The 26,975-nt window shown below is 70.7% G+C and carries 23 protein-coding genes and 2 pseudogenes; 16 read left to right on the top strand and 9 right to left on the bottom strand.

Annotated features, from left to right (window positions below; translation table 11 throughout):
- Nucleotides 1-150 precede the first annotated feature (150 nt).
- A complete protein-coding gene (locus tag ACIBI5_RS24330; RefSeq protein WP_397250300.1) occupies nt 151-561 on the bottom strand; it encodes a hypothetical protein in 411 nt (136 codons plus the stop codon).
- 35 nt (nt 562-596) lie between these two features.
- Nucleotides 597-1,364, bottom strand: a complete 768-nt coding sequence (locus tag ACIBI5_RS24325; RefSeq protein ID WP_397250298.1) for an SAM-dependent methyltransferase — start codon at nt 1,362-1,364, stop codon at nt 597-599.
- Between the two features lie 1,706 nt (nt 1,365-3,070).
- Between ACIBI5_RS24325 and ACIBI5_RS24320 the strand changes: the two genes are divergently transcribed.
- Nucleotides 3,071-4,162 (top strand): hypothetical protein, encoded by a 1,092-nt coding sequence (locus ACIBI5_RS24320; protein ID WP_397250296.1) that lies wholly within the window; start codon nt 3,071-3,073, stop codon nt 4,160-4,162.
- 59 nt (nt 4,163-4,221) lie between these two features.
- Here ACIBI5_RS24320 and ACIBI5_RS24315 read toward each other — a convergent pair whose 3' ends face one another.
- Nucleotides 4,222-5,148, bottom strand: coding sequence for an MBL fold metallo-hydrolase (locus ACIBI5_RS24315; protein WP_397250294.1), 927 nt, complete (start codon nt 5,146-5,148; stop codon nt 4,222-4,224).
- 112 nt (nt 5,149-5,260) lie between these two features.
- Here ACIBI5_RS24315 and ACIBI5_RS24310 point away from each other — a divergent pair, with 112 nt between their 5' ends.
- The gene (locus tag ACIBI5_RS24310) at nt 5,261-5,599 is read left to right on the top strand and encodes a single-stranded DNA-binding protein (protein ID WP_397250292.1); all 339 of its coding nucleotides are present in this window, start codon (nt 5,261-5,263) and stop codon (nt 5,597-5,599) included.
- Between the two features lie 15 nt (nt 5,600-5,614).
- Here the strand turns inward: ACIBI5_RS24310 and ACIBI5_RS24305 are convergent.
- Together ACIBI5_RS24305 and ACIBI5_RS24300 are read right to left on the bottom strand one after the other, a co-directional pair.
- A pseudogene (locus tag ACIBI5_RS24305) lies at nt 5,615-6,925 on the bottom strand (DUF1015 family protein); the annotation flags it as partial.
- A gap of 645 nt (nt 6,926-7,570) precedes the next feature.
- Nucleotides 7,571-7,711: pseudogene (locus ACIBI5_RS24300) on the bottom strand (DUF1015 family protein); the annotation flags it as partial.
- A 155-nt stretch (nt 7,712-7,866) separates the two neighbouring features.
- On the opposite strand from ACIBI5_RS24300, the gene ACIBI5_RS24295 reads away from it, so the two are divergent.
- Both ACIBI5_RS24295 and ACIBI5_RS24290 read left to right on the top strand, forming a co-directional pair.
- The gene (locus ACIBI5_RS24295; RefSeq protein WP_397250290.1) at nt 7,867-8,289 is read left to right on the top strand and encodes a tetratricopeptide repeat protein; all 423 of its coding nucleotides are present in this window, start codon (nt 7,867-7,869) and stop codon (nt 8,287-8,289) included.
- Nucleotides 8,290-8,773: 484 nt separating this feature from the next.
- Complete coding sequence (locus ACIBI5_RS24290) at nt 8,774-9,739, top strand: HAD-IIA family hydrolase (RefSeq protein WP_397250332.1); 966 nt, start codon at nt 8,774-8,776, stop codon at nt 9,737-9,739.
- Between the two features lie 474 nt (nt 9,740-10,213).
- On the opposite strand, the gene ACIBI5_RS24285 is transcribed toward ACIBI5_RS24290, so the two are convergent.
- Nucleotides 10,214-11,386 (bottom strand): ROK family protein, encoded by a 1,173-nt coding sequence (locus ACIBI5_RS24285; RefSeq protein ID WP_397250288.1) that lies wholly within the window; start codon nt 11,384-11,386, stop codon nt 10,214-10,216.
- Nucleotides 11,387-11,530: 144 nt separating this feature from the next.
- Between ACIBI5_RS24285 and ACIBI5_RS24280 the strand changes: the two genes are divergently transcribed.
- The 6 genes from ACIBI5_RS24280 to ACIBI5_RS24255 are packed head-to-tail and all read left to right on the top strand — an operon-like array spanning nt 11,531 to nt 19,025.
- A complete protein-coding gene (locus ACIBI5_RS24280) occupies nt 11,531-12,778 on the top strand; it encodes a Gfo/Idh/MocA family protein (protein WP_397250286.1) in 1,248 nt (415 codons plus the stop codon).
- Nucleotides 12,775-14,382, top strand: coding sequence for a beta-N-acetylhexosaminidase (locus ACIBI5_RS24275; protein WP_397250284.1), 1,608 nt, complete (start codon nt 12,775-12,777; stop codon nt 14,380-14,382). Before ACIBI5_RS24280 ends, ACIBI5_RS24275 begins: the two co-directional genes overlap by 4 nt.
- A 26-nt stretch (nt 14,383-14,408) precedes the next feature.
- On the top strand, nt 14,409-15,653 hold the full coding sequence (locus tag ACIBI5_RS24270; protein WP_397250282.1) for an ABC transporter substrate-binding protein: 1,245 nt from the start codon (nt 14,409-14,411) through the stop codon (nt 15,651-15,653).
- A complete protein-coding gene (locus ACIBI5_RS24265; RefSeq protein ID WP_397250280.1) occupies nt 15,650-16,525 on the top strand; it encodes a carbohydrate ABC transporter permease in 876 nt (291 codons plus the stop codon). Before ACIBI5_RS24270 ends, ACIBI5_RS24265 begins: the two co-directional genes overlap by 4 nt.
- Nucleotides 16,518-17,327 (top strand): carbohydrate ABC transporter permease, encoded by an 810-nt coding sequence (locus ACIBI5_RS24260; protein WP_397250278.1) that lies wholly within the window; start codon nt 16,518-16,520, stop codon nt 17,325-17,327. Before ACIBI5_RS24265 ends, ACIBI5_RS24260 begins: the two co-directional genes overlap by 8 nt.
- 6 nt (nt 17,328-17,333) lie before the next feature.
- The gene (locus tag ACIBI5_RS24255) at nt 17,334-19,025 is read left to right on the top strand and encodes a bifunctional metallophosphatase/5'-nucleotidase (protein ID WP_397250276.1); all 1,692 of its coding nucleotides are present in this window, start codon (nt 17,334-17,336) and stop codon (nt 19,023-19,025) included.
- Here ACIBI5_RS24255 and ACIBI5_RS24250 read toward each other — a convergent pair.
- From ACIBI5_RS24250 to ACIBI5_RS24240, 3 genes are read right to left on the bottom strand one after another with little or no spacing between them, the layout of a single operon-like run.
- A complete protein-coding gene (locus ACIBI5_RS24250) occupies nt 19,022-19,795 on the bottom strand; it encodes an ABC transporter permease (RefSeq protein WP_397250330.1) in 774 nt (257 codons plus the stop codon). The two genes, ACIBI5_RS24255 and ACIBI5_RS24250, sit on opposite strands and share 4 nt — an antisense overlap.
- A complete protein-coding gene (locus tag ACIBI5_RS24245; protein WP_397250274.1) occupies nt 19,795-20,547 on the bottom strand; it encodes an ABC transporter ATP-binding protein in 753 nt (250 codons plus the stop codon). The genes ACIBI5_RS24250 and ACIBI5_RS24245 overlap by 1 nt, the downstream gene beginning before the upstream one ends.
- A 38-nt stretch (nt 20,548-20,585) precedes the next feature.
- Nucleotides 20,586-20,933 (bottom strand): SCP2 sterol-binding domain-containing protein, encoded by a 348-nt coding sequence (locus ACIBI5_RS24240; RefSeq protein ID WP_397250272.1) that lies wholly within the window; start codon nt 20,931-20,933, stop codon nt 20,586-20,588.
- Nucleotides 20,934-21,047: 114 nt separating this feature from the next.
- Here ACIBI5_RS24240 and ACIBI5_RS24235 point away from each other — a divergent pair, with 114 nt between their 5' ends.
- The 6 genes from ACIBI5_RS24235 (at nt 21,048) to ACIBI5_RS24210 (ending at nt 26,972) form a co-directional block, all read left to right on the top strand.
- Nucleotides 21,048-21,206 (top strand): hypothetical protein, encoded by a 159-nt coding sequence (locus ACIBI5_RS24235; RefSeq protein ID WP_379617577.1) that lies wholly within the window; start codon nt 21,048-21,050, stop codon nt 21,204-21,206.
- Nucleotides 21,203-22,024, top strand: a complete 822-nt coding sequence (locus tag ACIBI5_RS24230; protein WP_397250270.1) for a TlyA family RNA methyltransferase — start codon at nt 21,203-21,205, stop codon at nt 22,022-22,024. The genes ACIBI5_RS24235 and ACIBI5_RS24230 overlap by 4 nt, the downstream gene beginning before the upstream one ends.
- Nucleotides 22,021-22,920 carry an NAD kinase gene (locus tag ACIBI5_RS24225; protein ID WP_397250268.1) on the top strand — a complete coding sequence of 300 codons (900 nt, stop codon included), beginning with the start codon at nt 22,021-22,023 and terminating at the stop codon, nt 22,918-22,920. Before ACIBI5_RS24230 ends, ACIBI5_RS24225 begins: the two co-directional genes overlap by 4 nt.
- A 105-nt stretch (nt 22,921-23,025) precedes the next feature.
- Entirely contained in the window at nt 23,026-24,738 is a 1,713-nt protein-coding gene (recN, locus tag ACIBI5_RS24220) for a DNA repair protein RecN (RefSeq protein ID WP_397250266.1), read from the top strand.
- Between the two features lie 63 nt (nt 24,739-24,801).
- Nucleotides 24,802-25,998, top strand: coding sequence for a putative cytokinetic ring protein SteA (gene steA / locus ACIBI5_RS24215; protein ID WP_397250264.1), 1,197 nt, complete (start codon nt 24,802-24,804; stop codon nt 25,996-25,998).
- Entirely contained in the window at nt 25,995-26,972 is a 978-nt protein-coding gene (locus ACIBI5_RS24210) for a copper transporter (protein WP_397250262.1), read from the top strand. Before steA ends, ACIBI5_RS24210 begins: the two co-directional genes overlap by 4 nt.
- Nucleotides 26,973-26,975: the final 3 nt, after the last annotated feature.

Raw genomic sequence — 26,975 nt, 5'->3', positions numbered from 1 at the left:
GGGAGGGTGTGGGAGAGTAGGTCACCGCCGCACAAACACGTATGCGAGATGAAGGGGTCCAACCTTAGGGTTGGGCCCCTTTTTCGCGTTCACCCTCACCTCGCGAACCCCGCCGGCCGAGGCTCGCCATACGACCTCCGTGGGGTGTGGTTAGCCGGTGGCGTTGCGGGGGGCGGCTATGAGGCCGTAGATGATCACTACGCATAGGGCGATGCTGATGATGGACCAGACCGGATATGCGGGGACGAAAGCGAACTGGCCGATCATGGCTAGGGCGGCGAGGATGACGCCGACCGCGCGGGCCCAGACCTGGCCTGCCATGATGCCTGCGCCGGCGGCGATCTGCAGGATGCCGATCGCGAGCCAGATCCAGCCCCAGGTGGTGTAGTCGAAGACGAGTAGGCGACCGGCCGGGGTGACGAAGTAGTCGTTGCGGAACAGGGCGATCAGGCCTTCGATGGCGTTGAAGACGCCCAGCACGACGCCGAGCATTCCGGCGAACGTCAGCCAGCCGGATTCCGGGCGGAAGGCCGGGCCGTGGTGCGTGGATGCAGTTGCCATGTCTGGATATGTCCCCTGATGTGGGGAGATCTGGTTTATGGGTTGGGCAAAGGTATGGCTGGGCGGAGGATGAAGACGCCCCAGCCGAGGTACTGCCGGCCGTACTCGAGATGGGAAGTGCGGCATTGGCGGAGGAAGTCGCGCATCGCGGGAACCTCCGGATCGTCGGGGTTGTCGCGGAGCCAGTCGCTGATCGTCCACCATTGGGAGGCGGTGTAGCGGTCCCAGCTGTCGGGGTTGGCCAGGATCATGTCGAGGAGTTCGAAACCGGATCGCTCGATGCGTTCCGCGGTGGCGGCGAGTGAGACGCAGGTGTGGTGGTCGATGCCCAGGGCGGTGGCGGCTTCGGGGGGCGGAGTGGTGTTCCAGAAGATCTCGCCTACCAGGATCAGGCCGCCTGGGCGCAGCAGTGGGCGCATGAGGTCCAAGGTGCCGGTGAGGCCGTTGCCTATCCAGGTGGCGCCTATGCAGGAGACGATGTCGTGGGCGCTGGGTTCGGCATTTTCTTTGGCGTAGGTGGCGGCTTCTGCGTGGATGAATTGCACGCGGTCGGTGACGTTGAGCTCATTTGCGCGTTCGCGGGCGGCGGTGAGGAAGACCTCGCTGAGGTCGACGCCGGTTCCGTGTACGCCGTAGCGGCTGGACCAGCGGTTGAGCAGTTCGCCTTTGCCGCAGGCCAGGTCGAGGTGCCGGGCCCCTGGGCTGGGGTGACAGATTTCGCCGAGGAGATCGAGTTTGTCTTCGGTGAAAGGGTTGAGGATGCGGTTGCGGGCTTCGGCTATCTCGTACGCGCGTAGCGACATGCCGTCATCCTGGTGGAGCCGGTCATTGGGGGCGACCGAATATCGGCCCGGGTCGGTGAACTGCTGGAGCTTGCTAGGCTGGAGGAGCCGGGCCGCCCCACCACGGGTGGCCTTCTTCGCGTAAGACCCGCGGTGCGGGCAGCCACAGTGGACCGTTGGGTGAGACACGGGTCCGCTGAGTGAGCCAACGAAATGGACCAGAAGTGAACAGAGATAACGGATCGGACGGCGGACAGAGCGGGCGTGGCGACAGCCCCCGCGACGGAGACAAGCGCCCAGACGACAACAGAGGCGGGTACGGCTCCCGCGACTCGCGCGGAAACCAGGGCGACCGTCCGTTCCGTTCCGACGACCGGGGACGGGAGGGTCGCCGGGAAGGCGGCTACGACCGTGGCCCCCGTCGGGATGACCGCGGGCCGCGGCGAGAGGGCGGTTACGACCGCGGGCCTCGTCGCGAGGGCGGCGGCTACGACCGTGGTCCCCGTCGTGAGGGTGGTTACGATCGCGGTCCGCGTCGTGAGGGCGGGTTCGATCGCGGTCCGCGCCGGGACGATGACCGTGGACCCCAGCGTGGGGGCGGCTACGACCGTGGACCGCGTCGTGAGGGCGATGCTCCGCGGCGGGCGTTCCCAGACCGGGATGAGCGCGGGTTCGCCGAGCGTCCGGACTTCGGGAGCGGCGGGCGGCGCGACGGTGGTTTCGACCGTGGCCCCCGCCGGGACGATCGTGGGCCTCGTCGTGAGGGCGGGTTCGATCGTGGGCCTCGGCGCGATGATCGTGGTCCGCAGCGTGAGGGTGGTTACGATCGGGGTCCTCGTCGTGAGGGCGACTCCGATCGCGGTCCGCGTCGCGAGGGTGGTTATGACCGTGGGCCGCGCCGTGAGGGCGGTTACGGTGGCCCGCGCCGGGACGATCGTGGGCCTCGGCGGGATGATCGTGGTCCGCAGCGTGAGGGTGGTTACGATCGGGGTCCTCGTCGTGAGGGCGACTCCGATCGCGGTCCGCGTCGTGAAGGCGGTTATGACCGGGGGCCGCGCCGTGAGGGCGGTTACGGTGGCCCGCGCCGGGACGACCGTGGGCCTCGCGATGATCGGGGCGGTTTCGATCGCGGTCCGCGTCGCGAGGGTGGCTATGACCGTGGCCCCCGTCGTGAGGGTGGTTATGATCGCGGTCCTCGTCGTGAGGGCGGGTTCGATCGTGGGCCTCGCCGCGATGATCGTGGTCCGCAGCGTGAGGGTGGTTACGACCGGGGTCCTCGTCGTGAGGGCGACTCCGATCGCGGTCCGCGTCGTGAAGGCGGTTATGACCGGGGGCCGCGCCGTGAGGGCGGTTACGGTGGCCCGCGCCGGGACGACCGTGGGCCTCGCGATGATCGGGGCGGTTTCGATCGCGGTCCGCGTCGCGAGGGTGGCTATGACCGTGGCCCCCGTCGTGAGGGTGGTTATGATCGCGGTCCTCGTCGTGAGGGCGGGTTCGATCGTGGCCCTCGCCGCGATGACCGTGGTCCGCAGCGTGAGGGGGGCTACCGGGATGACCGGGGGCCCCGCCGTACCGACGGATTCCGTGACGAGCGGGACTCACGCGGCGAGGAGCGGCATGACTCCGACCGTGGCCGGCCGTTCTCGCGCGAAGGCGACAGTGGGTCGCGGGCGCGCTTCGGCAAGCCCGAGCGGGAAGAGACGCGCGAGCGTGAGCCGCTGCCCGAGATGCCGGCGGACATCACCGCGGACGAGCTCGACCAGGAGGTACGCGACGAGCTGCGCGCCTTGCCCGGCGACCTCGCGGACCTGGTGGCCAGGCATCTCGTCGCCGCCGAGCGGGCGCTTGGTGAGGACGACCCGGATCAGGCCTATGAGCACACCAAGGTCGGGCGGCGGTTCGCTGCTCGGATCGGGGTGGTGCGGGAGGCCGCTGGGATCGTGGCCTACCGGGCCGGGCATTTCGCCGAGGCGCTCAGCGATCTGCGGGCGGCGCGGCGGCTGACCGGGTCGGACGCGTACCTGCCGGTCATGGCGGACTGCGAGCGCGGGCTCGGGCGGCCTGAGCGGGCGCTCGACCTGGTGCGTTCGCCGGAAGCGGAGCGGCTTGACCGCGCCGGGCGGATCGAACTGGCGATCGTGGAGTCCGGGGCCCGCCGGGACCTGGGGCAGCACGACGCCGCGGTCATCACGCTGCAGCGGCTTCCCGAACTGCGTGACCCGCAGACGCGTCCCTGGTCGGCGCGGCTGGCGTTCGCCTACGCGGACGCGCTGGCCGAGGCCGGGCATGGCGAGGCGGCGACGGACTGGTTCGCGCGGGCCATGTCCTTCGACGAGGACGGCGAGACGGATGCGGCCGAGCGCTACGCGGAGCTGACCGGAGCGGTCATCGAGGACCTTGAGGAGGACGACGAGGACCTCGACGCCGACGCCGAGACCGACGTCGAGGCCGAGGAGGTGTCCGACTCTGCGGCGTTCGCGGAGGCGGGTGACCTGCTGGGCGGCGACGAGCCCGTGGCCGTGGACGAGCCCGACGTCGAAGAGCCCGTGGTCGCGGAGGAGCCCGTCGCGGACGAGGCGGAGGTCGACGAGCCCGTCGACGCTGCCGAGGAGGCGCCCGCGGCTGACGACGCCACGGACCTGGCCGAGGCCGAGGCCGAGACGGTGACGGAGCCGGTGGCAGAAGCGGAGCCTGAGGCCGACAAGCCGGACGATGAGGCCCCGGCGGCGGCCGGTATCACGCCCGCGTTCATCGAGCCGGACTTCGGTGACATCCTCGACGAGGCGCCTGAGCCCAAGGATGGCAAGACCGAGTCCTGACCTGCGGCGCCGCCCGCCGTACCGTGGAATTTTCTGGGGTACGGCGGGCGGCGCCGTCTTCACGGCGAGACGCGGTCGAGCCAGTGGAGGATGCCGGCGACGTTGGAGGCCGCGCCGCTGAGCAGCTCGAACTGCTCGGCGGTCTCGTCGTCGGTCTTGAGCGCGAGGTAGCGCTCCTTGGTGCGTTCGTGGACCATGGCGACGGCGTGATCCAGGTCCATCCCCTCGGAACGGGCCTGGCGCGTCATGTCCACCCAGACGCGGAGTTCTTCCGCGGACCTTTCCAGAGTCTCCTGAACCGCCTCGACCGGTCCGTAGTGGCTGAACAGCAGCCGTTGCGGCCCCAACGCCTCGAACAGCGCGATCGAGTTGAGTGCCGTTTCGAGGTCGAAGTCGGGCGGCGGGGTGGCGGGGCGGAGGTCGCCGGTCTCGGGGAGGTAGACCCCGGCCGCGTCGCCGACATAGAGGTCGCCGGTGCCCGAATCGACCAGCCCGACATGGTGTTTGGCGTGGCCGGGGGAGTAGTGGCTGCTGAGCGTGCGGCCGTTGCCCAGGTCGATGGCGCCGGTGTCGCCGAGGGCGACGATGCGTTCGGCCTCGGTGGGGGTCAGTTCCCCGAACAGCGTGTCCAGCCGATCGCCCCATACCATCCGGGCACTGGCCATCAACCTCGACGGATCGGCCAGATGCCGCGCTCCCTTCTCGTGCACCACGATCTGCGCGGAGGGGAAGTACTTCGCCATGTCCCCCACTCCGCCCGCGTGGTCGAGGTGGATATGGGTGACGACGACCGTCGCGAGGTCCTGTGGCCCCACGCCGAGTGAGGCCAGCGCGTCCCGCACGACCGGCGCGGAGGTCGAGGTGCCCGTTTCGACCAGGCATGGCCGGTCACCCAGGATCAGATAGCCTGCGGTGATCCCGGAGTATCCGGCCATCTTCGTGTCGATCTCGTACACGTCGCCGCCAAGGGCGGTGATGTTGTCCACAAGCACTCCCGAGTCGTTCACCACAATCCCCAGAACGGCGCTCTAGCCGATCCGGCCATGCCCTCATCGTAAAGAGTGATCTCGGCCAGTTCACCGACGAGGGAGGCCTGAGATGGACCACAACGACGTCCAGCTGACCGGCAAGCTGTCCGGCGCACCGGAGCACAGGGAGATGCCGAGCGGCGACACGCAGACGGCATGGCGCCTGGTCGTCCGCCGCCCGCAGCCTCGGCCGCGCGCGGTCGTCGACACGATCCGGTGTGTAACGTACGACCCCGGTATCGCCGCGTTCGTCGAGGGCCTGGCGCCCGGTGACCGCATGGAGATCAGCGGGGCCATCCGCTGCCGCATCTACGGTCCGTCGCATGCCAAGGTCTGGCGCTACGAAGTCGAGGTCGCCTTGGCCACCCGAGCGGTCGTCCCCGAGGCCGAGGCGGTGGCCGCATGCTGAGCCGCCCCGGCCGGATCAGTCGGCGTCCAGCGTACGCAACACCAGTCCCGTGCGCGGCTTCGGCCCGAACGACGTGGACTTGCGCGGCACCCGCTCACCCTCGGCCGCCACCGCGAGCACGTCGTCGACGGCCAGCGCGTTGAGGATCACCGCCGTGCCACCGGTGGCGGCGGCCAGGTCCGCGGCGGCCCGCGCGTCGTGGTGCACGATCCGGACGTCGACCTCGTCGTCCCGCATGCCCCACACCCTGGGCATGACGAACTCCGTCAGGACGGAGGTGTTCAACGCGTTCCACCGCGCCGAGCGGTCAGCCGGCATCGCGCGGGCGAACTGCACAGGATCCGGGTCGGTCAGCAGATGGCCGCCGCCCTCTCCGGCCAGCAGGAACGCCGGTTCGCGTGCCTCCCGCAGCGCCGCCAGCCCTGAGGGCAGGTCAGCGAAGTCCTGGACTCGCCAGGCTCCCTTGGCGCGGGCGGCCGCCTCTTCGAGAGGCAGTCCGGGGATGACGCGGTGGATCGCCTTGAGGTCCGGCGGGTAGGCGTCGGAGTCGACGAGCAGGGCCAGCCCGAAGTCCCACGGGCCGGGGGCCTGGTCCTGCGTGCCGGACAGGTGGTCGTCCTTGGCCGAGTTGGTCGCCGGTTCGGGCCTGTTCGTGGTGTCGGCCTGGCCGGTCGCCGGTGCGGGTCTGATCGCGGCGTCGGCTGGGCTCGGGGCCGGGGCGGGGATGGCCGCTGGGTGCGGGGCTGTTGGTTCGGGGGTTGTGGGGGTGGTCGTACGGCGGGCGTGTTCGTGGCGTTGGAGTTCGCGGTAGGTGGCGTAGCGGTGATGGCCGTCGGCGATGAGCGCCTGGCGGTGGCGGAGGTCGGCGTTCACGGCGTCGATCTCGGCCTGGTCGGTGATGGCCCAGAGGCTGTGCCGTACGCCGTCGGTGGTTTGGGCGGTCACCAGGGGCCGGCGGGTGGTGGCGACCTCGTCGACCAGGCGGCTCGCCCTGCCCTGCCGGGCTGCCGAGCCTGACGTTCCGCTGCCTCGGTATCCGGCGGCCGGGGTGTCCTTGGGGCCTGAGTGCGTGCTTGGGGCTGTGGTGGGGTCGTTGCCGTTGTAGAGGAGGAGGATGGGTTCGAGGTTGGCCTGGGTGGTGCTCATCAGGGCCAGGCGGTCGGCTACGGGGCCGGGCATGACGTTCTCGTGGGGGAGGATGATGCGCTGCTCCGGTGCGGCCAGGCCGACATCGCCGATCAGGCCGCGTTGCAGCAAGCCGGGGGCTTGTTGCTCGTAGACGTACAGGGCCGGGCGGTCGTCACGGACCAGCACGCCGTCCGCCAGCCAGGCGCGCAGGGCGTCTCGGGCCGCGCCGTATCGGCGGGCGGAAGGTGACGCTTGCGTAGCGGCCCGCGGGTGGGCCGAGGTCGGCTCAGCTGCCTGTGTGACCTGCCTCAGGGCGTGGTTGGGCTCGGTGGCCTCGCTGGCGCTCTGGACTGTGCCCGATGCCTGGTCCGCGTCTTGGGCGTTGTGCGGCGCCTCGGGGTGTGGGCGGTGGATGGGAGCTTGTCCAACGTCGTCGAGGCGTGCGGAGACCGTGGATCCATGGACGGTGGCGGCGGGCAGGGAGGTCTGGGCCGTGCTGGGCGGGCCCGTGGTGTCCGCGCTGTGCTGGTCTGCCGCGTCCGTGCTGTGCTGATGTGCGGTATCCGTGCCCGGGGCCGTGCTGTGCCGGCCTTCGGCGTTCTTGGGTTGGCTACCCGTCGGGCGTGCGTCATGTGGGTGTGCGGTGTTCGTGGGCTGCTGCTGAGGGCTTTCGGGGTTCGTGTTGTGTGGGGCTGCGGGGGGTTGCTGGGGTGGGGATTGGGGGGTGGAGGTGAGGGTCGGGGGGTGGGGTGTGCTGTGAGGGGGGTTGGCCGGGTCGGTGGAGGACTCGCCGGATCTGTGGGGGGTGGTGAGCGGGGAGGCCGGGTGGGCTGGGGCGCGGGGAAGGATGAGGCGGACGACATTGTTGGGATGAGAGTCCAGGAGAGCTTGGACGTCGTCGTCCGAGATCAGGTCATAGGGCGGGGAGGTGACCGCCCCAGGGTCGTCCACGGCGAAGCGGACACCGCGGAAGGGGCGCAGCATTAGCCCATCTGGCACCGGTAGTTCAGGAGTCCCCATACCGGGCATGCTCCCATAGAGGTCCGAGTCTTCCCCGGGTTGCCCCCATATCCCGGCGATGCCCGTTCTCTCCGGGAATCGCGCGGAACTGCCGTCGTTCGATGAAGGAGCCCTCACGCATGATCCAAGGCAGAAACGTCCCTGATGATTCCCCCGGAGTGCCTTCGGGTGAGGTTTATGACTGGTATCAGCGTGGGGTGAAGCTTCTTCAGGAGGGCAGTCCGGCCGCTGCCGCGTCGCTTCTGGAACGTGCGGTGGCCGCTGAGCCGGACTCGCGCAGCATTCGGGAGGCGTTGGCTCGGGCGCAGTTCAACTCGCGGCAGTATGTGCAGGCTGCGGATACCTTTCGGTGGATTGTGGATGCCAATCCGGCGGAGGATTACGCCTATTTCGGGCTTGGGCTGGCGTTGTGGCGTACAGGGGATATGGAAGCGGCTCAGGAGCCGTTGGCTATCGCCGTGGCCATGCGGCCGGATGAGCGTAACTATGTGACGGCTTTGAGGAATGTGCGGGCGACGTTGCGGGCTCGGCGGGCTATGTGAGGGGTTCGGTGTCGTTCCGGTTCTCTGGGCGGCTTGGCCGGCAGGGCTGGGCGTTGCGTAGGTGCTTGATGCGTGTGCGGGCGGGTTCTGGGCAGCTGTCGATCTTCTGATGGTTCGGAGCTCTGCCGAGGGGGCGCTTGGGTTCTGTGCGTAGGGGCTTTTGGAGTCTGCGCCGCTGGGCTTCGTGTGTGCGGGATCCGTCGCCGACGGCTGCCGCTTTGTCCTTGGCATGGGCGCTGGGACTTCGGGCCTCGGGTTCTGAAACCTCGGGTTTCGGGCTTCGGGTCTCGGGGCTCTGAACCTCGGGTCTCGGGCTTCGGGCTTCGGGTCTCGGGTTCGGCTCTTGGGTGTTGCCTCTTGGGCTTGTTCTTGGGTTTCGCCTTCGGCGTCGTTGAGGTTCTCCTGTGTGCGGCTGGGCAGCTGGTTGTGAAGGCGCGGGGGTTAGAGTCGCTGGCGGTGTTGGTCGCGAGTTAGGGGATGTGTGGTGCTGGTCGACAGGTACGACACCTTGCTGCTTGACCTCGATGGGGTTGTCTATCTGGGGGCTCATGCCGTGCCTGGGGCGGCTGAGTCGTTGGTGGCGGCCAAAGGGCGGGGGGTTCGGCTGGCTTATGTGACGAACAATGCTTCGCGTACTCCCGCTGCCATCGCGGGGCATCTCCGGGAGCTGGGGGTGCCTGCGGAGCGGGAGGACGTGGTCACTTCGGCGCAGGCGGCGGCCCGGGTGATCGCTGAGCGGTTCGAGCCTGGGGCGCCGGTGCTGGTGGTGGGTGGGACGGGGTTGCGGCTGGCCGTACGGGATCAGGGGCTTCGGGTGGTGACGACCGCCATGGACCAGCCAGTGGCGGTGGTGCAGGGGATGGCGGCCGGGTTGTCGTACGGGCTGCTGGCTGAGGGGGCTCTGGCGGTTCGGCAGGGGGCGCTGTTCGTGGCGTCCAATGGGGACAGCACGCTGCCTTCCGGGCGGGGGGAACTGCCGGGTAACGGGGCTATGGTGCGGGTGATCGCCGCGGCTACCGGGGTGGAGCCTGTCTATGCGGGTAAGCCGGCGCCGCCGTTGCATCGGGAGTCGATGTTGCGGACGGGCGCTGAGCGGCCGCTCGTGGTGGGGGATCGGCTGGACACCGACATCGAGGGGGCCCGCAATGCGGGCGTGGACAGTCTGCTGGTGCTGACGGGGGTGGCGGGTCCGCTTGACGTGCTGACGGCCGCGCCTGAGCAGCGGCCCACCTACATCGCGGAGGATCTGCGGGCTTTGGGCGAGGACTATCCCGAGGTACGGCGGGGCTGGCGGGCCACGTGGGCCGACGGGAGCCTCCGCCTGGAAGGCGACGGGACCTGGATCGACGGGCTCCGGACGGCCTGCGAGGCGGCTTGGGCGGCGGCCGGGGCGGGGCGGGTGGACGAGGACAGCGTCAAACCGGTACTGGAACGCCTCCAGGCCGGCTGACCTGGGGTAGCGGCGCGGATCCCGCCGCCGGGATCGGGGGCGCTCGTGGGGGAACGGGCCGAAGGGGTGGGACGTCCGCAGGGCGAGGCGGGGCGCAGAGTGGCGGGATCGGGTGCCGGGCGGTCCGGCGCCGGGGGTGGCTGGGGCAAGTGGCCGAGGGTGGGGCTGCTGGGTTCGGGGTGAGGCGGGCGCGGGCCGAGGGGCCGTGGGGTGAGGCGGGCGCGGGCCGAGGGGCCGTGGGGTGAGGCGGGCGCGGGCCGAGGGGCCGTGGGGTGAGGCGGGCGCTGGCCGACCTGGGCTGCTGGGTGAGGCGGAGGTGGGCCGAGGGGCTGGGCAAGGCGGGCGTGGGCTGAGGCGCTAGGCCCTTGGAGGTGGCCTTGGGGTTGCCGCCGGGGGCCGGGTTGCGCGGGGAGCCGGGGTGCGGGTCGCTCGGGCGCGGTTCGCCCGGGGCGTGGGGTCCTGGTGGGTGATGGGTTAGGCGGGGGCTGGGCGTTGGGGGGCGGTGGGGTGAGTGAGGGCGCCCTCGGGGGAGAAGAACAGGTGGTCGATGTGGTCCAGGGCCAGGCAGGCCGCCCCCAGAACCACGCATTCCTCGCCCAACGTCGAAGGCCGGATCTCCGGTACGCGCAGGCAGTGCGGGGCCAGGGCGTGGCGTAGCGGGGCGAGCAGGACGTCGGCTGAGCGGGAGAAGCCGCCGCCCAGGACCACGACCTCGGGGTCCAGGGTGAGGACCATGGCCGCGGTGCCCAGGGCCAGGTCCCGGGCGTAGGCCTCGACGGCCGCGCGGGCGGTGGGGTCGCCGGAGCGGGCGGCGCCGAAGACGAGGGCGGCGGCGTCCTCCGCGGGTGCGCCGGCGGCGACGGGGCAGGATTCCAGGTGGTCGGTCATGGTACGCCAGCCGGTGATCTCCATCAGCCCCACCTCGCCGGTGGCGCCGCTGAAGCCGTGGTAGGGGCGCCCGTTGAGGATCAGGGCGGCACCGGGGCGGCGGCCGGCGTGGAGGTAGACGAGGTCGCGTACGCCCGCGGCGACGCCGAGGCGTTGTTCGGCGAGGGCGGCGAGCTTGCTGTCGTTCTCGATGGTGATGGGGCAGGGCAGGCGGGCGCCGAGGTGGCCGATGAGGTCGGTGCCGGCCCAGTCGGGCAGCGCTTGGACGCGGGTGATGACGCCTTCGCGGTCGACGACGCCCACGGTGCCGGCGGCCACGCCCCACATCTGGCCGGGAGTGAGGCCGGCGGCGATCAGGGCGGCGTCCATGGCTCTGTTCATGGCGTCGAGGCGCTGCTCGCGCGGGGTGCCGGGGCTGACGGAGGTGCGGCCGCTGGCGATGGCCCTGCCGTTGAGGTCGGTGATGGTGGCCAGGACCTTGTGCACGCCGATGTCGATGCCGAGGACGTGCCCTGCGTCGGAGCGGAAGCGGTAGCGGCGGGCGGGCCGGCCCATGCCGCCGGGTGAGGGTTCGACCTCGGCGATCCAGCCGCGTTCCTGCAGGTCGGTGACGACGTCGACGATGGAGCCGCGTGAGAGCCCGGTGTGGGCGGCGAGTTCGGTGAGGGTGAGCGGGCGTCGCGCGTCGCGCAGGGCGCGGATGCTGCTGAGCGAGTTCAGCTGCCGCAACCGCTGCAGGTCCCCACCGCTGACGTGCACGTCTGTGCCCCTCCTTTTTTGATGGAAACCTCATTATGTACGGCAGGCGACGTCTTCGCCACATCGGAACCGGGGGCTTGACCACGGCCGGTCATCCATGAATATTTATGGACTCCCACATAAGTCGCGGAGTGAAACACATCGATGACCGTAACCATCGCGATCGCCGGCGCCGGAGCGCGCGGGCAGATCTACGCCAGGGCGGCGGCCGCCTCCGGCCGGGCCAGGGTCGTGGCCGTGGCCGATCCCGATCCGGGGCGCCGCGCGGCCGTGGCCCGTGAGCACGGGCTGCCCGAGGAGGCCTGCTTCCCCGGCTGGGAGGAGCTGGCGGCGGTGCCGAAGCTGGCCGACGCCGTGGTCATCGCCACTCAGGACCATCAGCACGCCGGCCCGGCCGTCGCCTTCGCCGCGCTCGGCTACGACATGCTGCTGGAAAAGCCCCTGGCTCCGACCGAGGAGGAGGCCCGCCGGATCGTCGAGGCGGTCGAGCGGGCCGGGGTCGTGTTCGCCGTGGGCCACGTGCTGCGCTACACGGCGTACACGAGAGAGCTGAAGCGTGTCCTGGCCTCCGGCGTGCTCGGCGAGATCGCCAGCGTGCAGCACCTGGAGCCGGTGGGGTGGTGGCATCAGGCGCACTCGTTCGTGCGCGGGGCGTGGCGCGACGTGGCCGGATCCGGCCCGATGCTGCTCACCAAGTCGTGCCATGACCTCGACTGGCTGCTGCACGTCGTCGAGGACGAGCCCGCCCGGGTCGCCTCCTTCGGCTCGCTGGTCCACTTCCGTCCCGAGAACCGGCCGGCCGGCGCCGCCGACCGTTGTGTGTCGTGCCCGCTGGAGATCGAATCGGCCTGCCCGTACTCGGCGAAGCGGTTCTACCTGGAGATGATCGGGGACCCGCACAAGGAGTTCTGGCCACTGGGCGCGGTGACGGCCGACGCCAGTGTGGCCGGGGTCACGCGGGCGCTGGAGACGGGACCGTACGGGCGCTGCGTCTACGCGGCCGACAACGACGTGGTCGACCAGCAGGTCGTGATCGTGGAGTTCGCCCGCGGCGCGACGGTCGCCTTCACCATGACCGCCTTCACCCCGCTCGAACACCGCAAGACCAGGATCTTCGGCTCGCACGGCTACGCCGAGGGCGACGGCGCCTCGATCAGGGTCGTCGACTTCCGCACCGGCCGGGAGCACACCGTCGAGGCCACGGGCGGCGGCGCCTCGTTGTCCGACGGGCACGGCGGCGGGGACGGCGGCCTGGTGGAGGCGTTCGTGGACGCCGTGGCCACCCGGGACCAGAGCGGGCTCGGCGGCGACGCCACCGACGCGCTCGCCGGGCACCTGCTGGTGTGGGCGGCGGAACGGGCCCGCGAAACCGGCACGGTGGTGACCCTGTGACGCTCGTTCCCGCACCCGTCGCCGCCGTCCCCGGGCAGGGCGCCTTCAGCCTGGGCCCGGCCACCACGCTCACCGCCGACCCCGCCCTGGCCCGCGCCGCCGCCTGGCTGCGCGAGGCGCTCGGCCCCGCCACCGGATCACCCCTGCCGGAGGGCCCCGGCGGCATCGAGATCCGCCACGTGCCCGGCATGGCGGAGGAGGAGTACCGCCTCACCGCCACCCCCGCCCGCGTCCTCATCGAGGCCACCACCGCACCCGGCGCCTTCTACGGCGCCCAGACCCTGCGTCAGCTCCTCGGCCCGGCCGCCTTCCGCGCCGGCCGTACCGCGCAGGGGCCGTGGCAGGTGCCCGCCGTCACGATCGAGGACCGTCCCCGGTACGGCTGGCGCGGCTGCCTGATCGACGTGGCCAGGCACTTCCTGCCCAAGCACGACCTGCTGCGCTACATCGACCTGCTGGCCGCCCACAAGCTGAACGTCCTGCACCTGCACCTGACCGACGACCAGGGCTGGCGGCTGCAGATCAGGAAGTACCCGAAGCTCACCGAGATCGGCGCCTGGCGCCACGAGTCCCCGCTCGGCGCGAAGAAGCACGGCAGATGGGACGGCCGCCCGCACGGCGGCTACTACACCCAGGACGACATCCGGGAGATCGTCGCCTACGCGGCCGACCGCTTCGTCACCGTCGTGCCGGAGATCGACCTGCCCGGCCACACGCAGGCCGCCATCGCCGCCTACCCCGAACTCGGCAACCTGGACACGACCCTGCCGGTGCGCACCGAGTGGGGCGTCGGCGAGAACGTGCTCAACGTCGCCGACGCCACCATCGCCTTCTTCAAGGACGTCCTGGACGAGGTGCTGGAGCTCTTCCCCGGACCGTACGTGTGCGTGGGCGGCGACGAGGTGCCCAAGGGCCAGTGGAACGAGAGCGTCCCCGCCAAGGAGCGCATCCGCGAACTTGACCTGCGCGACGCCGAGGAACTGCAGAGCTGGTTCGTGCGCCACTTCACCGACTACCTCATCGCCCGCGGCCGCAAGCCCGTCGGCTGGGACGAGCTGCTGGCGGGCGGGCTGCCGCCCGGCCTGACGGTCGCCGCCTGGCGCGGGCAGGCGTGCGCGGCGATGGCCGCGCGGGCGGGCCACGACGTGGTGGTCTCGCCCTTCGCCGAGACCTACCTGGACTTCCGGCAGGCCGAGGGCGAGCAGGAGCCGGTCGCGATCGGCAGCGTGACCGGGCTGCGCGCCGTGCACGGGTTCGACCCGGTGCCGGCCGGGCTCTCGGCGGCCGAACGCGAGCGGGTGCTGGGCGCGCAGGCGGCGCTGTGGACCGAGCACATCGACTCGCCCCGGCTGCTGGACTACATGGCCTTCCCCCGCCTGGCCGCGTTCGCGGAGGCGGTATGGAACGACGGGCGCGACTTCGAGGACTTCCTCGGCCGCCTCGCCGTACACGAAAGGCGGCTGGACGCGCTGGGCGTGGAGTATCGCCCGGCCGGCGGGCCGCATCCCTGGCAACGGCGCCCCGACGCGCCGGGCCACCCACGAACCCGGGCGGAGATCGACGCAGAGCTCGCCGCCTGGACGGCCAACCTTCGCTGGCCGTAGCCACACCCCCTGTTTGGAGAACGACCATGCGTAAGCGCCTGCCCATCGCCGGGCTGCTCGGACTGGCCCTGTTAGCTTCCGGCTGCGGCTCCAGCGAGCCCGAGAAGCCCGGAAAAATCGAGATCAGTTATGCGCTGTGGGAGAAGAACGACGCCCCCGCCGCCCAGAAGATCATCGACGCCTTCCAGAAGGCCAACCCCGGCGTCACGGTCAAGCTGGAGATCACCCCCTGGGACCAGTACTGGACCAAGCTTCAGACCGCCGCGGCCGGCGGATCGGCGCCCGACGTGTTCTGGATGAGCAGCCTCAACGTCCGCATGTACGCCAAGGGCGGCGTCATCGCCCCGGCCGACGAGAGTAAGACGGCCGGCTTCACCCCGGCCACCGTCGCCGGGTACCGCTACGACGGAAAGCTGTGGGCGCTGCCGTTCAGTGTGAGCCTGCCCGCGCTCTGGTACGACAAGAAGATCTTCGACGCCGCCGGCATGAAGTACCCGACCGCGGACTGGACCTGGGACGACGTCAAGGCCGCCGCCAAGAAGCTGACCGACCCGGCCAAGAAGCAGTGGGGCATCATGGCCCCGATGTGGGACCAGGGCGGGTTCTACAACACGATGATCCAGGCCGGCGGGCGCGTGCTGTCGGCCGACGGCAAGAAGTCCGGCTTCGACGAGGCCGGCTCCATCCAGGGCCTGGAATTCTGGACCGACCTGATGATCAAGGACAAGGTCGCGCCGCAGGCCCAGGTCTACAACGACACCGAGCCGCTGCAGCTGTTCCAGACGGGCAAGATCGGCATGCAGTACGGCGGGTCCTGGTTCGCCGCCACCTACGCCGCCAACCCCGAGGTGAAGTCCCGCGTCGACCTGGTCCCGCTGCCCAAGGGCCCGGCGCAGGAAGGCATGATCGTGGCCTCGCTGGCCAACGCGGTCTCGGCCAAGACCGAGCACCCGAAGGAGGCCACCGCCTTCGCCGCCTTCTTCGCCTCGGAGGAGGGCCAGAAGATCTTCAGCGACGCGGGCGGCGCCTCGATCTCGGCCCGCGAGGGCACCCAGGACGGCTTCTACAAGGCCTATCCCGACTTCGACCTGAAGGGGCTGTTCGAGGGCTCGATGCCGCACGGCGTGGAGTACCCCGTGACGCTCGACACCGCGAAGTGGCAGGACGTGCAGAACAAGCTGCTGGTCGACGCCTGGACGGGCAAGCGGCCGACGGCCGAGGTGGCCAAGGAGATCGCGGTCAAGATGAACGAGATCCTGGCCAAGGAATGAAAGGCAGGGAACGGCTCTGGGGTTATGCGCTGATCGCCCCGATGGCCCTGGGCCTGGCCGTGTTCTACGTCTGGCCGATCGCGCAGACGCTCTACCTCAGCTTCACCGAGTCCGGCGTGTTCGGCGGGCAGACCTGGGTCGGCCTGGACAACTTCACCGCGCTGGCCGCCGACGAGGAGATGACGGGGGCGCTGGGCAACACGCTGCTGTACGCGGTGCTGGTGCTGGCGGGCGTGCCCCTGTCGATCGTGGTCGCGGCGCTGCTCAACGTACGCGGGCTGCGCGGGCTGGGTTTCTACCGGACGATCTACTTTCTGCCGGTGGTCACCATGCCCGCGGCCGTGGGCCTGACCTGGCGCTACCTGTACAACGGCGACTTCGGGCCGATCAACCAGCTCCTGGCGGTGGTCGGGATCGACGGCCCGTACTGGGTGGCCGACCCCGACGTGGCGATCTACGCCCTCGCCCTCGTCGGCATCTGGAGCTCCATCGGGTACAACGCGGTGCTGTTCCTGGCCGGGCTCCAGGGCATCCCCCGCCACTACTACGAGGCGGCCGAGATCGACGGGGCCGGGCGGCTGCGCCAGTTCTTCCGCATCACGCTGCCACTGCTCACCCCGACCACCTTCTTCGTCCTCGTCATCACGCTGATCAACGCGCTGCAGGTCTTCGACCTCGTCTACCTCATCTTCGACCTCAAGAGCCCGGCGCTGCCCGGCGCCCGCACGATCGTCTACTTCTTCTTCGAGCAGGGCTTCGTGCAGAACCAGCGCGGCTACGCCGCCGCCATCGCCGTCGTGCTGCTCGGCCTGATCCTCGTGCTCACCGCGATCCAGTTCAGGCTGCAGAAGAGATGGGTGCACTATGCGTAGGACCTGGCCCGCGCACGTGACGCTGATCGCCGGGGCGCTCGTCATGCTGGCGCCCTTCGTGTGGCAGCTCATCGTCTCCCTGCAGACGCTCAGCGACTCGCTGCGGGTGCCGCCGGTGCTCGCGCCGTCGTGGCGGTGGGAGAACTTCGCCGACGTGTTCAAGACGGTGCCGCTCGGGCGGCAGTTCCTCAACACCGTTGTGGTCACCGCCGCGGTCACGGCCGGGCAGCTGCTGTTGTGCTCGCTGGCCGCCTTCGCCTTCGCGCGGCTGCGCTTCCCGGGGCGGGGCGCCATCTTCATGGTGTTCCTGGCCGTGCTGATGGTGCCGCAGGAACTGTTCCTGCTGCCCCGCTACGAGATCATGCAGGGTCTCGGCTGGCTCAACACGCTGCAGGCGCTCATCGCGCCCGGCGTGTTCGGCGCCTTCGGTACGTTCCTGCTGCGGCAGTTCTTCCTCACGCTGCCCACCGAACTCGACGAGGCCGCCCGCCTCGACGGTGCCAGCCCGCTGCAGATCTACTGGCACGTCATGCTCCCGCTGGTCAGGCCGGGGCTGCTGGCGCTCGGCCTGCTCAGCGTCATGTGGTCGTGGAGCAGTCTGCTGTGGCCCCTCGTCGTCAACACCGACCCCGAGCAGATGACGCTGGCCGCCGGGCTGGCCTCGCTGCGCGGCCAGTTCCAGACCAACTTCCCGATCCTGTTCGCCGGATCGATCGTCGCCTCGCTGCCGGTCATCGTGCTTTTCGTGATCATGCAGCGGCAGCTCATCGCCGGAATCGCATTCACCGGAACGAAGGGTTAGATCCCCATGCGTTTACCCCTGCTGATAGGCGCGGCCGCCCTCGTGGCGCTCACCGCACAGCCCGCCTCCGCCGCCGGGCGCCAGCCCGTCGACGTGCAACTGCTGTCCATCACCGACTTCCACGGCTACATCACCCCGCAGAGCAACGCCGCCGACGGCACGATCAAGGACGGCGCCGGCAACACGCTGGTGGTGGGCGGCGCGCCGTACGTCTCGACCCACCTGAAGAATCTGCGGAACGGCAAGCGCAACTCCGTCACCTTCACCACGGGCGACGACTTCAGCGGCTGGCCGGTGGAGGTCTCCCACCACGCCGACGAGCCGACCGTCGAGTTCCTGAACCGGATCGGCGTGCAGTTCACCGCGGCGGGCAACCACGAGTTCGACCGGTCGCTGGAGTTCACCCGCGACCACATGGGCAAGGGCAGGTGTTTCGGCGAGGTCGGCCTGGACAGCTGCTTCACCGACTCCTCCGGCAGGCGCTTCCCCGGCGCCCGCTTCGAGATCTCCTCGGCCAACATGACCCGTAAAGGCAGCACCCGGCCGGTGCTGGAGCCGTTCGTGATCAAGCGCTTCCAGGGCGTGCCGGTGGGCTTCATCAACCTCACCACGCCCACGACGGTCGCCGGCTCGACCTCCTACCAGCCCACGCTGGACAACCTGCCGCTGGTGGAGACGGCCAACAAGTACGCCGCGATCCTCAAGCGGATGGGCGTGGAGGCCATCGTCGCCAACGTGCACGAAGGCGGCGCCGCCGGCCAGGACTTCAACGGCTGCGGGGCGACCAAGAGCGGCCCGATCTGGGACTTCGCCCGCGACGCCTCACCCGACATCGACGCGATCGTCACCGGCCACTGGCACTGGTTCTTCAACTGCTCGCTGCCCGACCCGGCGGGCAACCTCCGCCCGGTCGTGGAGGCGGCCAACCACGGCCGGCTCATCAACGAGATCAACCTGAAGATCGACCGCCGCACCCGCGACGTGATCAGGCCGGCCACCACCGCGCGCAACCACCCCGTCACCCGCGACGTGCCGGCCGACCCCGAGATGGTCGCGATGGTCGACTACTGGAACGCCAAGGCCAAGGAGACCGGCGCTCGCCAGATCGGCACGCTGACCGGTGACGTGACCAGGGTGCGCGACGCCGACGGCGAGAGCACGCTGGGCAACCTCGCGGCCGACGCGGAGAAGGCCGCCTCCGACGGCGCCGACCTGGCGATGGTGGCGGTGGCGCCGGTGAAGGGCTCCAACTCGCTGCGCGGCGACCTCAAGGCCGGTGCGGTCACCTTCGCCCAGGCATGGGCGGCGTGGGGTTATGCCAACCCGGTCCTGACCGTGTCGGTGAACGGCGGCCAGATCGACCAGGCGCTCGAGCAGCAGTGGCAGACGCAGCCCAACGGGACGGTCCGCTTCGCCCCGCTGGCCGTATCAGGAAATGTCCGCTTCTCTTATGACGCGAGCAAGCCGGTCGGCGAGCGCGTCCAGAACGTCCTCATCGACGGCAAGCCGCTCGACGCCGCCCGCACCTACCGGCTGGCAGCCCTGGCCTACACGCTGATCGGCGCCGACGGCTACAGCGCCTTCACCGGATACACCGACGCCGTGCGCGGGCCCCGCGACTACGAGGCCCTGCGCTCCTACCTCGGCGGCGGCCCGGTGAGCCCGCCCGCCCTGGACCGCGCCCAGCCGCTCCTCTAGGCGACGCGTTCGCTGGTCTGGCGTCCGAACTGCCACGCTCCCACCACGAGCAGCAGCGCGGACGCCGGCACCAGCGCCCCCATCGCCACCGGCAGCCCGGCGCTCCAGCCGTCCAGCATCAGCAGCCGCATGGCCTCGATCGCGTACGTGAGCGGGTTGGCCGTGGCCACGACCTGCATCCAGGCGGGCATCGCGGTCAGCGGCACGAAGGCGTTGGACATGAACAGCAGCGGCAGCGAGGCGAACCCGGTGACCGCGAAGAACGTGCCGTGCGAGGGGACCGCGCAGGCCAGCGCCATCGCCGCCGCCGTCATCGCCAGCGTCAGCAGCGCCGCGGTCAGCAGGATCGCCGGCACGCCGGGCAGTCCGGTGGCCGGCCGTACCCCGAGAAGGAGTGCGACGAGCAGGATGACCAGCACCTGCGCCGAGTTCATGCCCATCTGGAAGACGAAGCGCGAGACGATCAGCGAGCTGCGCCTGATCGGCATGCTCATCAGCTTGTCGAGGTAGCCGGTCTCCTTGTCGAACAGCAGCGGCATCGCCGCGCTCACCCCGTTGCCGACGACGGTGAAGGCGATGATGCCGGGCACCGCGAAGGCGAGGTAGTCGGTGGTGCCCACGACCTCGGCGTTCATGGCGCCGCCCAGCGAGCCGGCGAAGAACACCAGCCACACCGCCGGCTGGAGCACGCTGAACAGCAGGTTCAGCCGCTCGCGCAGGGTCATCAGCAGCCAGCGCCGCGACAGCGCCAGTACCTCCTGGGCCCACATCACGCGGCCTCTTCGCGCAGCGCGTGGCCGGTGTGGCGCAGGAAGACCTCGTCCAGGCTGCCGGCGCCGATCTCCGCCTTGAGCTCGGCCGGGGTGCCCGAGACCACCTCGCGGCCGTGGTCGATGATGGTCAGCCGGTCGCACAGGCGATCGGCCTCGTCCATGTAGTTGGTGGCCAGCAGGACGGTCATGCCCTCCTGGCAGAGCTGCCTGATGTGGTCCCAGACGTGGTGGCGCGACTGCACGTCCAGGCCCAGCGTCGGCTCGTCGAGGATGAGCAGTTCGGGCCGGTGCAGCAGGCCGCAGGCCAGCTCCAGCCGCTTCTGCATGCCGCCCGAGTAGGCCTGCACCAGGCGGTCGGCATGGGCGCTCAGGCCCACGAGCTCCAGGACCTCCGCGGCCCTGGCCTTCACCCGCTTCCTGGGCACGTGGTAGAGGGCCGCCTCGATCTCGGTCTTCTCCCGGCCGGTGAGCATGTAGTAGCCCATCGGGGAGACCTGCTGCATCACGTAGCCGATGCGCAGGCGTACCTGGCCGGCCGCGCGTACCACGTCGAAGCCGCACACCCGCGCCGTGCCCGAGCTCGGCGGGAGCAGAGTGGCCAGCATCCGGATGGTCGTGGTCTTGCCGGCGCCGTTGGGACCCAGCAGGCCGACGACCTCGCCGGCGCCGGCCGTGAGGGTCAGCTGGTCAACCGCGGTGCTCTGCCCGAAGCGGCGGCTGAGCCGCTCCGCGTCGATGATCATTCCCATGGACGCACCCCAAGTACTTAACGGATGCGTTAAGCATATCAGAGCAACTTCCGCAGCCGCAGGAGGTCGCCGAAGCTGGCGTCCACCTTGACCCGGCCGCCCAGCAGTGCCCTGGCCAGGTCGAGTTCGCCGTCGACCAGCGCGATCAGATCGTCGCTCGTGATGGTCAGCTTCACGTCGGACTCCTTGCCGTCGGCCGGAGGCACCTCGGTGAACGGATCCAGGCCGTCGTGGCTGAGCCGGCCGTAGAAGAAGACGTCGAGGTCGGAGACGCGGCAGCTGACCGTCCGCTCGACGACGTGCTTGGCGCGGTCCTCGTCGCTGATCTCGTCGAAATTGGCGACGAGCTTGGCCAGAGCGGCCCGGCAGTCCTCGACGCTTGCCATGGATGCGCTTCCTTTCTCCCCACTGACACGGACCGTAGCGTTCCATACGACTGCATAACGTGTGACACGCCTGCCGAGGTGCCGGGTGTCGGTGCCAGGCGTTACGGTCGTGTCATGACTGAGATCCCGGAGGGGACGGGCGACGAGCGGGTCGACGCCGTTCTCGCAGGTCTGGAGCGTCTGTCCGGGCTGCCCGTGGGCGAGCACGCCGCCGTCTACGACGACGCGTTCGCCGGGCTGGAGGAGACCCTCGCCGCGATGGACGAGCAGTGAGCCGACGCGTCCGGCTCGACAGCGAGCTCGTACGGCGCGGCCTGGCCCGCTCCCGCGAACAGGCGGCCCAGCTCATCGAGGCCGGCCGGGTCAGCGTGGGCGGACAGGTCGCCGGCAAGGCGGCCACCCAGGTCGGCACCGCCGCCGCCATCGTCGTGGCCGACTCGCCCGACGGCCCCGACTACGTCTCGCGCGGCGCCCACAAACTGCTCGGCGCGCTGGAGGCCTTCAAGGCCCTGAGCGTCGAGGGCCGCCGCTGCCTCGACGCCGGCGCCTCCACCGGCGGCTTCACCGACGTGCTGCTGCGCCACGGCGCCGCCCACGTCCTGGCCGTGGACGTCGGCTACGGACAGCTGGCCTGGTCGCTGCGGACCGACGAGCGGGTCACCGTCATGGAACGCGTCAACGTGCGCGACCTGACGCAGGAGATGGTCGGCGAGGCCCCCACCCTGATCGTCGGTGACCTGTCGTTCATCTCGCTGCGGCTGGTGCTGCCCGCGCTCGCCGCCGTGGCCGCGCCGGCCGCCGACTTCGTCATGCTGGTCAAGCCGCAGTTCGAGGTGGGCAAGGAGCGCGTCGGCGCCGGCGGCGTGGTGCGCGAGCCCGCGCTGCGCGCGCAGGCGGTCCGCGACGCCGCCGCCAAGGCACAGGACATAGGTTTGGCGGTGCGCGGCGTCACGGCCAGCCCGCTGCCGGGACCGTCGGGAAATGTCGAATACCTGCTCTGGCTGGGCAAGGGGGAGGGCGAGCCGCCGGTCGCCGGGCTCCTCGACCTCGACGCCGAGATCCAGCGCGCCGTAGAAGAAGGGCCCCAATGAACCGGACCGTTCTGGTCACCGTGCACACCGGGCGCGGCGCCGCCGTCGAGAGCGCCCGCCTTGTCGTCAACCGCCTGGTCGACGCCGGGATCACCGTGCGCGTGCTGGAGCAGGAGGCCGTGGATATCGGTTGTGTCGGCGCCGAGGTGGTGCCGTGCGACCCCGGCGCGGCCAAGGACGCGGAGGTGATGATCGTCCTGGGCGGCGACGGCTCGCTGCTGCGTTCGGCCGAACTGGCCCGCTCGGCCGGCACCCCGCTGTTCGGCGTCAACCTCGGCCACGTGGGCTTCCTGGCCGAGGCCGAGGTCGACGACCTGGCCGCCGCCGTCGACAGCGTCGTCGCCGGGAACTACGACGTCGAGGAGCGCATGACCATCGACGTGCTCGCCCGGCTCAACGGCCAGGTGATCGCCGACACATGGGCGCTCAACGAGGCCACCGTCGAAAAGCGCGAGCGCATGCTGGAGGTCGTGGCCGAGGTCGACGGCCGCCCGCTGTCGCGCTGGGGCTGCGACGGCGTCATCTGCGCCACCCCGACCGGCTCCACCGCCTACGCCTTCTCCGCCGGCGGCCCGGTGGTCTGGCCGGAGGTGGAGGCGCTGCTCATGGTGCCGATCAGCGCCCACGCGCTGTTCGCCAAGCCCCTGGTCGTCTCGCCGCGCGCGACCCTCGCCGTGGAGATCCTGCCCGGCACGCCGGGCGGCGTGCTCTGGTGCGACGGCCGCCGCCGCTTCGACCTGCCGACCGGCACCCGGGTCGAGGTCCGCCGCGGCGAGCACCCGGTGCGCGTGGCCCGCCTGCACGGCATCGAGAGCACCGGCGCGCCGTTCACCGACAGGCTGGTCGCCAAGTTCGAACTTCCCGTGCAGGGGTGGCGCGGAAGGGTGCGTCCCTGAGTCAATGGGCTCAGGAGCGCGTAGGATCGCTTGCGCACGTGTGTTCGGACAGTGGGCTCCGAAGCCGGGTGCGACCGTAAACGCAGGCAGCGACAGGAGTGGCCGGTGCGACCCAGGGTCGAAGAGGTCCGCATCCAGGGGCTGGGTGTCATCGACGAGGCCGTTCTCGAGCTCTCGCCGGGATTCAACGTGGTCACAGGCGAGACCGGAGCGGGCAAGACCATGGTCGTCACCGGGCTCGGCCTGCTGTTCGGCGGCCGTGCCGACCCCTCGCGCATCCGCCCCGGCTCCGACAAGGCGACCGTCGAGGGCACGCTGGTCATCGAGGCCGGCGGCCGCGTCGGCCAGCAGGTCGAGGACATCGGCGGCGAGGTCGATGACGGCGAGCTGATCATCTCGCGCACCGTCTCCGCCGAGGGCCGCTCGCGCGCCTGGCTGGGCGGGCGCACCGTCCCCGTCGGCACGCTCACCTACCTGGCCGACGACCTGGTGGCCGTCCACGGGCAGATGGACCAGCAGCGCCTCCTGCAGCCGGCCAGGCAGCGCGCCGCGCTCGACCGGTACGCCGGGGACGATCTGGTCAAGCCGCTGCGGGCGTACTCGCAGGCGTACAAGCGGCACAAGCAGGTGGCCGCGCTGCTGGAGGAGCTGACGACCCGGGCGCGCGAGCGCGCCCAGGAGGCCCACCTGCTGCGCTTCGGCCTGGAGGAGATCGAGAAGGTCGACCCCAAGCCCGGCGAGGACGTCGAGCTGCGCGCGGAGGAGGAGCGGCTCTCCCACGCCGACGCGCTGCGCTCCGCGGCCACCGGCGCCCACACGGCGCTGCTCGGCGACCCGATGGAGTCCGCCGACGGCACCCACGACGTGATCTCGCTGCTGGGTGAGGCCCGCTCGGCGGTCGAGGGCGTGCGCGACTTCGACCCGCAGCTCGCCCAGGTGGCCGACCGGCTGGCCGAGGCGGGCTACCTCATCTCCGACGTGGCCACCGACCTGGCCGCCTACGCCGAGTCGATCGAGGCCGACCCGGCCAGGCTGGCGATCGTGCAGGAGCGCCGCTCGCTGCTGACCGGCCTGATCCGCAAGTACGCCGAGGACAGCGCCGGCGTGCTGGCCTGGGCGCAGCAGTCCTCGGCGCGCCTGACCGAGCTCGAAGGCGACGACGAGCGCATCGACGAGCTCACCCGCGAGCTCGACGAGCTGACCGAGCGGCTCACCGAGCTGGCCGCCGAGCTGACCAAGGTGCGCGAGGCCGCCGCCGAGCGCTTCGGCGAGGCCGTCACCGAGGAGCTCACCGCGCTGGCCATGCCGCACGCCCGCGTGGTCGTGCAGCTCGCCCAGAGCGCCGAGTTCGGCCCCGAGGGCGTCGACGAGGTCGAGCTGCGCATGGCGGCGCACCCGGCCGCGCCGCCGCTGCCCCTGAACAAGGGCGCCTCGGGCGGCGAGCTCAGCCGCGTCATGCTCGCCATCGAGGTCGTCTTCGCCGGCGCCGACCCCGTGCCCACCTTCGTCTTCGACGAGGTCGACGCGGGCGTGGGCGGCAAGGCCGCGGTCGAGATCGGCCGCCGCCTGGCCAGGCTCGCCCGCACCGCCCAGGTCATCGTCGTCACCCACCTGCCGCAGGTGGCCGCCTTCGCCGACCAGCACCTCGTCGTGGAGAAGGCCAGCGACGGCAGCGTGGTGCGCAGCGGCGTCGTCACGCTCAACCACGAGGGCCGGGTACGCGAGCTTTCGCGCATGCTGGCGGGCCTGGAGGATTCCGAGCTGGGCAGGGCCCATGCGGAAGAACTGCTCGGGCTCGCCGCCGCCGACTCTGCGTGACATATCAGACACGCCGTGCAGTGCGTGGCCCCCGGGCTCTCCGGCTCTGGCAGGATGGTCTTGATGAAGGTACCGGGGAACAAGTTGCCGGGCCTCCGCGGCAGGAAGGTCGGTGACCTTCCCGGCCTCACGGCAGTGGCGAGAATCGACCGGCGGACGAAGAGGCTAACCAAGCGCCTCCGGCCGGGGGAAATTGCGATTATCGACCATGTTGACGTGGACCGGGTCAGCGCGGAGGCGCTCGTCGCGTGCGGCGCCGCCGCCGTGGTCAACGTCGCGGCGGGGATCAGCGGGCGCTACCCCAACCTGGGTCCGCAGATCCTGGTCGAGGCGGGCATCCCGTTCGTCGACAACGCCACGCCCGAGCTGTTCGAGCGGGTGGCCGACGGCGAACCTGTCCGCGTCTGCGACGGGATCGTCTACCTCGGCGAGGAGATGGTCGGCAAGGGCGACGTCGCGACCGAGGAGACCGTCGAGGCCGCCATGGCCGAGGCTCGCGCCGGACTTTCCGTGCAGATTGAGGCTTTCGCCGTCAACACGATGGAGTACGTTCGTGGTGAGGGCAGGCTTCTCATCGACGGAGTCGGCGTGCCGGAGATCCGCACCCCCATCGAGGGCAGGCACGTTCTCATCGTCGTGCGCGGATACCACTACAAAGAGGACATCGCCACGCTCCGGCCGTACATCCGCGAATACCGCCCCGTCCTCGTCGGCGTCGACGGCGGCGCGGACGCGCTCCTGGAGGCCGGATACCTGCCCGACGTGATCGTCGGCGACTTCGACTCCGTCTCCACCAAGGCGCTCACCTGCGGCGCCGAGCTCATCGTGCACGCCTACCGCGACGGCCGCGCGCCCGGCCTGGAGCGCGTGCACCAGCTCGGCCGCGAGGCCGTCATCTTCCCCGCCACCGGCACCAGCGAGGACATCGCCATGCTCCTGGCCGACGACAAGGGCGCCGAGCTCATCGTCGCCGTCGGCACCCACTGGACGCTGGAGGAGTTCCTCGACAAGGGGCGCTCCGGCATGGCCAGCACCTTCCTCACCCGGCTGCGCATCGGCAGCAAGCTCATCGACGCCAAGGGCGTGAGCAGGCTCTACCGCAGCCGCATCTCCACGCAGCAACTGCTGCTGCTGGTGGGCACCGCGCTCGTCACGATGGGGGTCGCTCTGTTCAGCTCGCCCATCGGCCAGACCTGGCTCAACGGCCAGCAAGACCTTTGGAACGCCTTCATCTTCTGGCTGGTCGGACTTTTCTCGTGATCGATTTCCGCTATCACCTCGTCTCCATCGTCGCCATCTTTCTCGCGCTGGCGGTCGGCATCGTCATGGGCACCACGCTGCTGCAGAATCCGGCCATCCAGATGGCCAAGGAGACCACGGACGGGCTGATCAAGAACAACAGCGAGCTGCGCGCCGAGAAGGACGACCTGGCCAGGCGCCAGGCCGGCAACGACTCCTTCGTCAAGGACATGACCCCGGTGCTGGCCCTGGTCGCGGGCGGGCTCAGCGGCCAGCGCGTGCTGCTGGTCGACACGCCCGGCTCCACCGGCGCCCTGCGCGAGGCGCAACAGCAGGTGCTCGACCAGGCCGGCGCGACCGTCGGCCAGCGGGTGACGATCAGCGACAAGTTCCTGGCCCTCGACAGCGAAGGCGTCCTCGACGGCCTGGCCACCCAGCTCAAGCCCGCCGGCCTCACCTACACCGCGGGCGCGAGCGTCTACGACAAGGTCGCCCAGCTCCTGGCCGCGACGCTGACGACCGCCGACCCCACCCAGGCGGGCACCGCCGACGCCGAGACAGCGGCCGTGCTGGCCGCGTTCGAGAAGGGCGGCTTCATCAGCGTCGAAGGCGACGTCGACAAGCGCGCCACGCTCGCGGTGATGTTCGCGCCTGACAAGCCCTTCGAGGGGGAGCGCGCCGAGACGCAGGCGGCCGCGCTCGTCTCCCTCGCCGCCGGCCTCGACGCCGGGAGCAGGGGCGCGCTCATCGCCGGCAGCACGACCGCGGTGGCCCCCGGCGGCGTCATCACCGAACTGCGCGACTCCGGCGACATCAGCCAGCGGGTCTCCAGCATCGACACCCTCGACATGCCCGCCGGCCGTGTCGTCAGTGTCTACGCCCTGCGCGAGCAGATCGCCGGGCGGGCCGGCCAGTACGGCATCGGCACCGGCGTGACCGACTTCCAGCCGCCGCTGCCCAGTCCCACCCCCGTCCCCACCTCGTCAGGGAGCTGAACC

The organism is Nonomuraea sp. NPDC050540 (genome assembly GCF_044457485.1).
Classification (GTDB): Bacteria; Actinomycetota; Actinomycetes; order Streptosporangiales; family Streptosporangiaceae; genus Nonomuraea.
The sequence above is the reverse complement of the archived record's forward strand: the minus strand, read 5'-3'. Positions and strand labels throughout refer to the sequence as shown.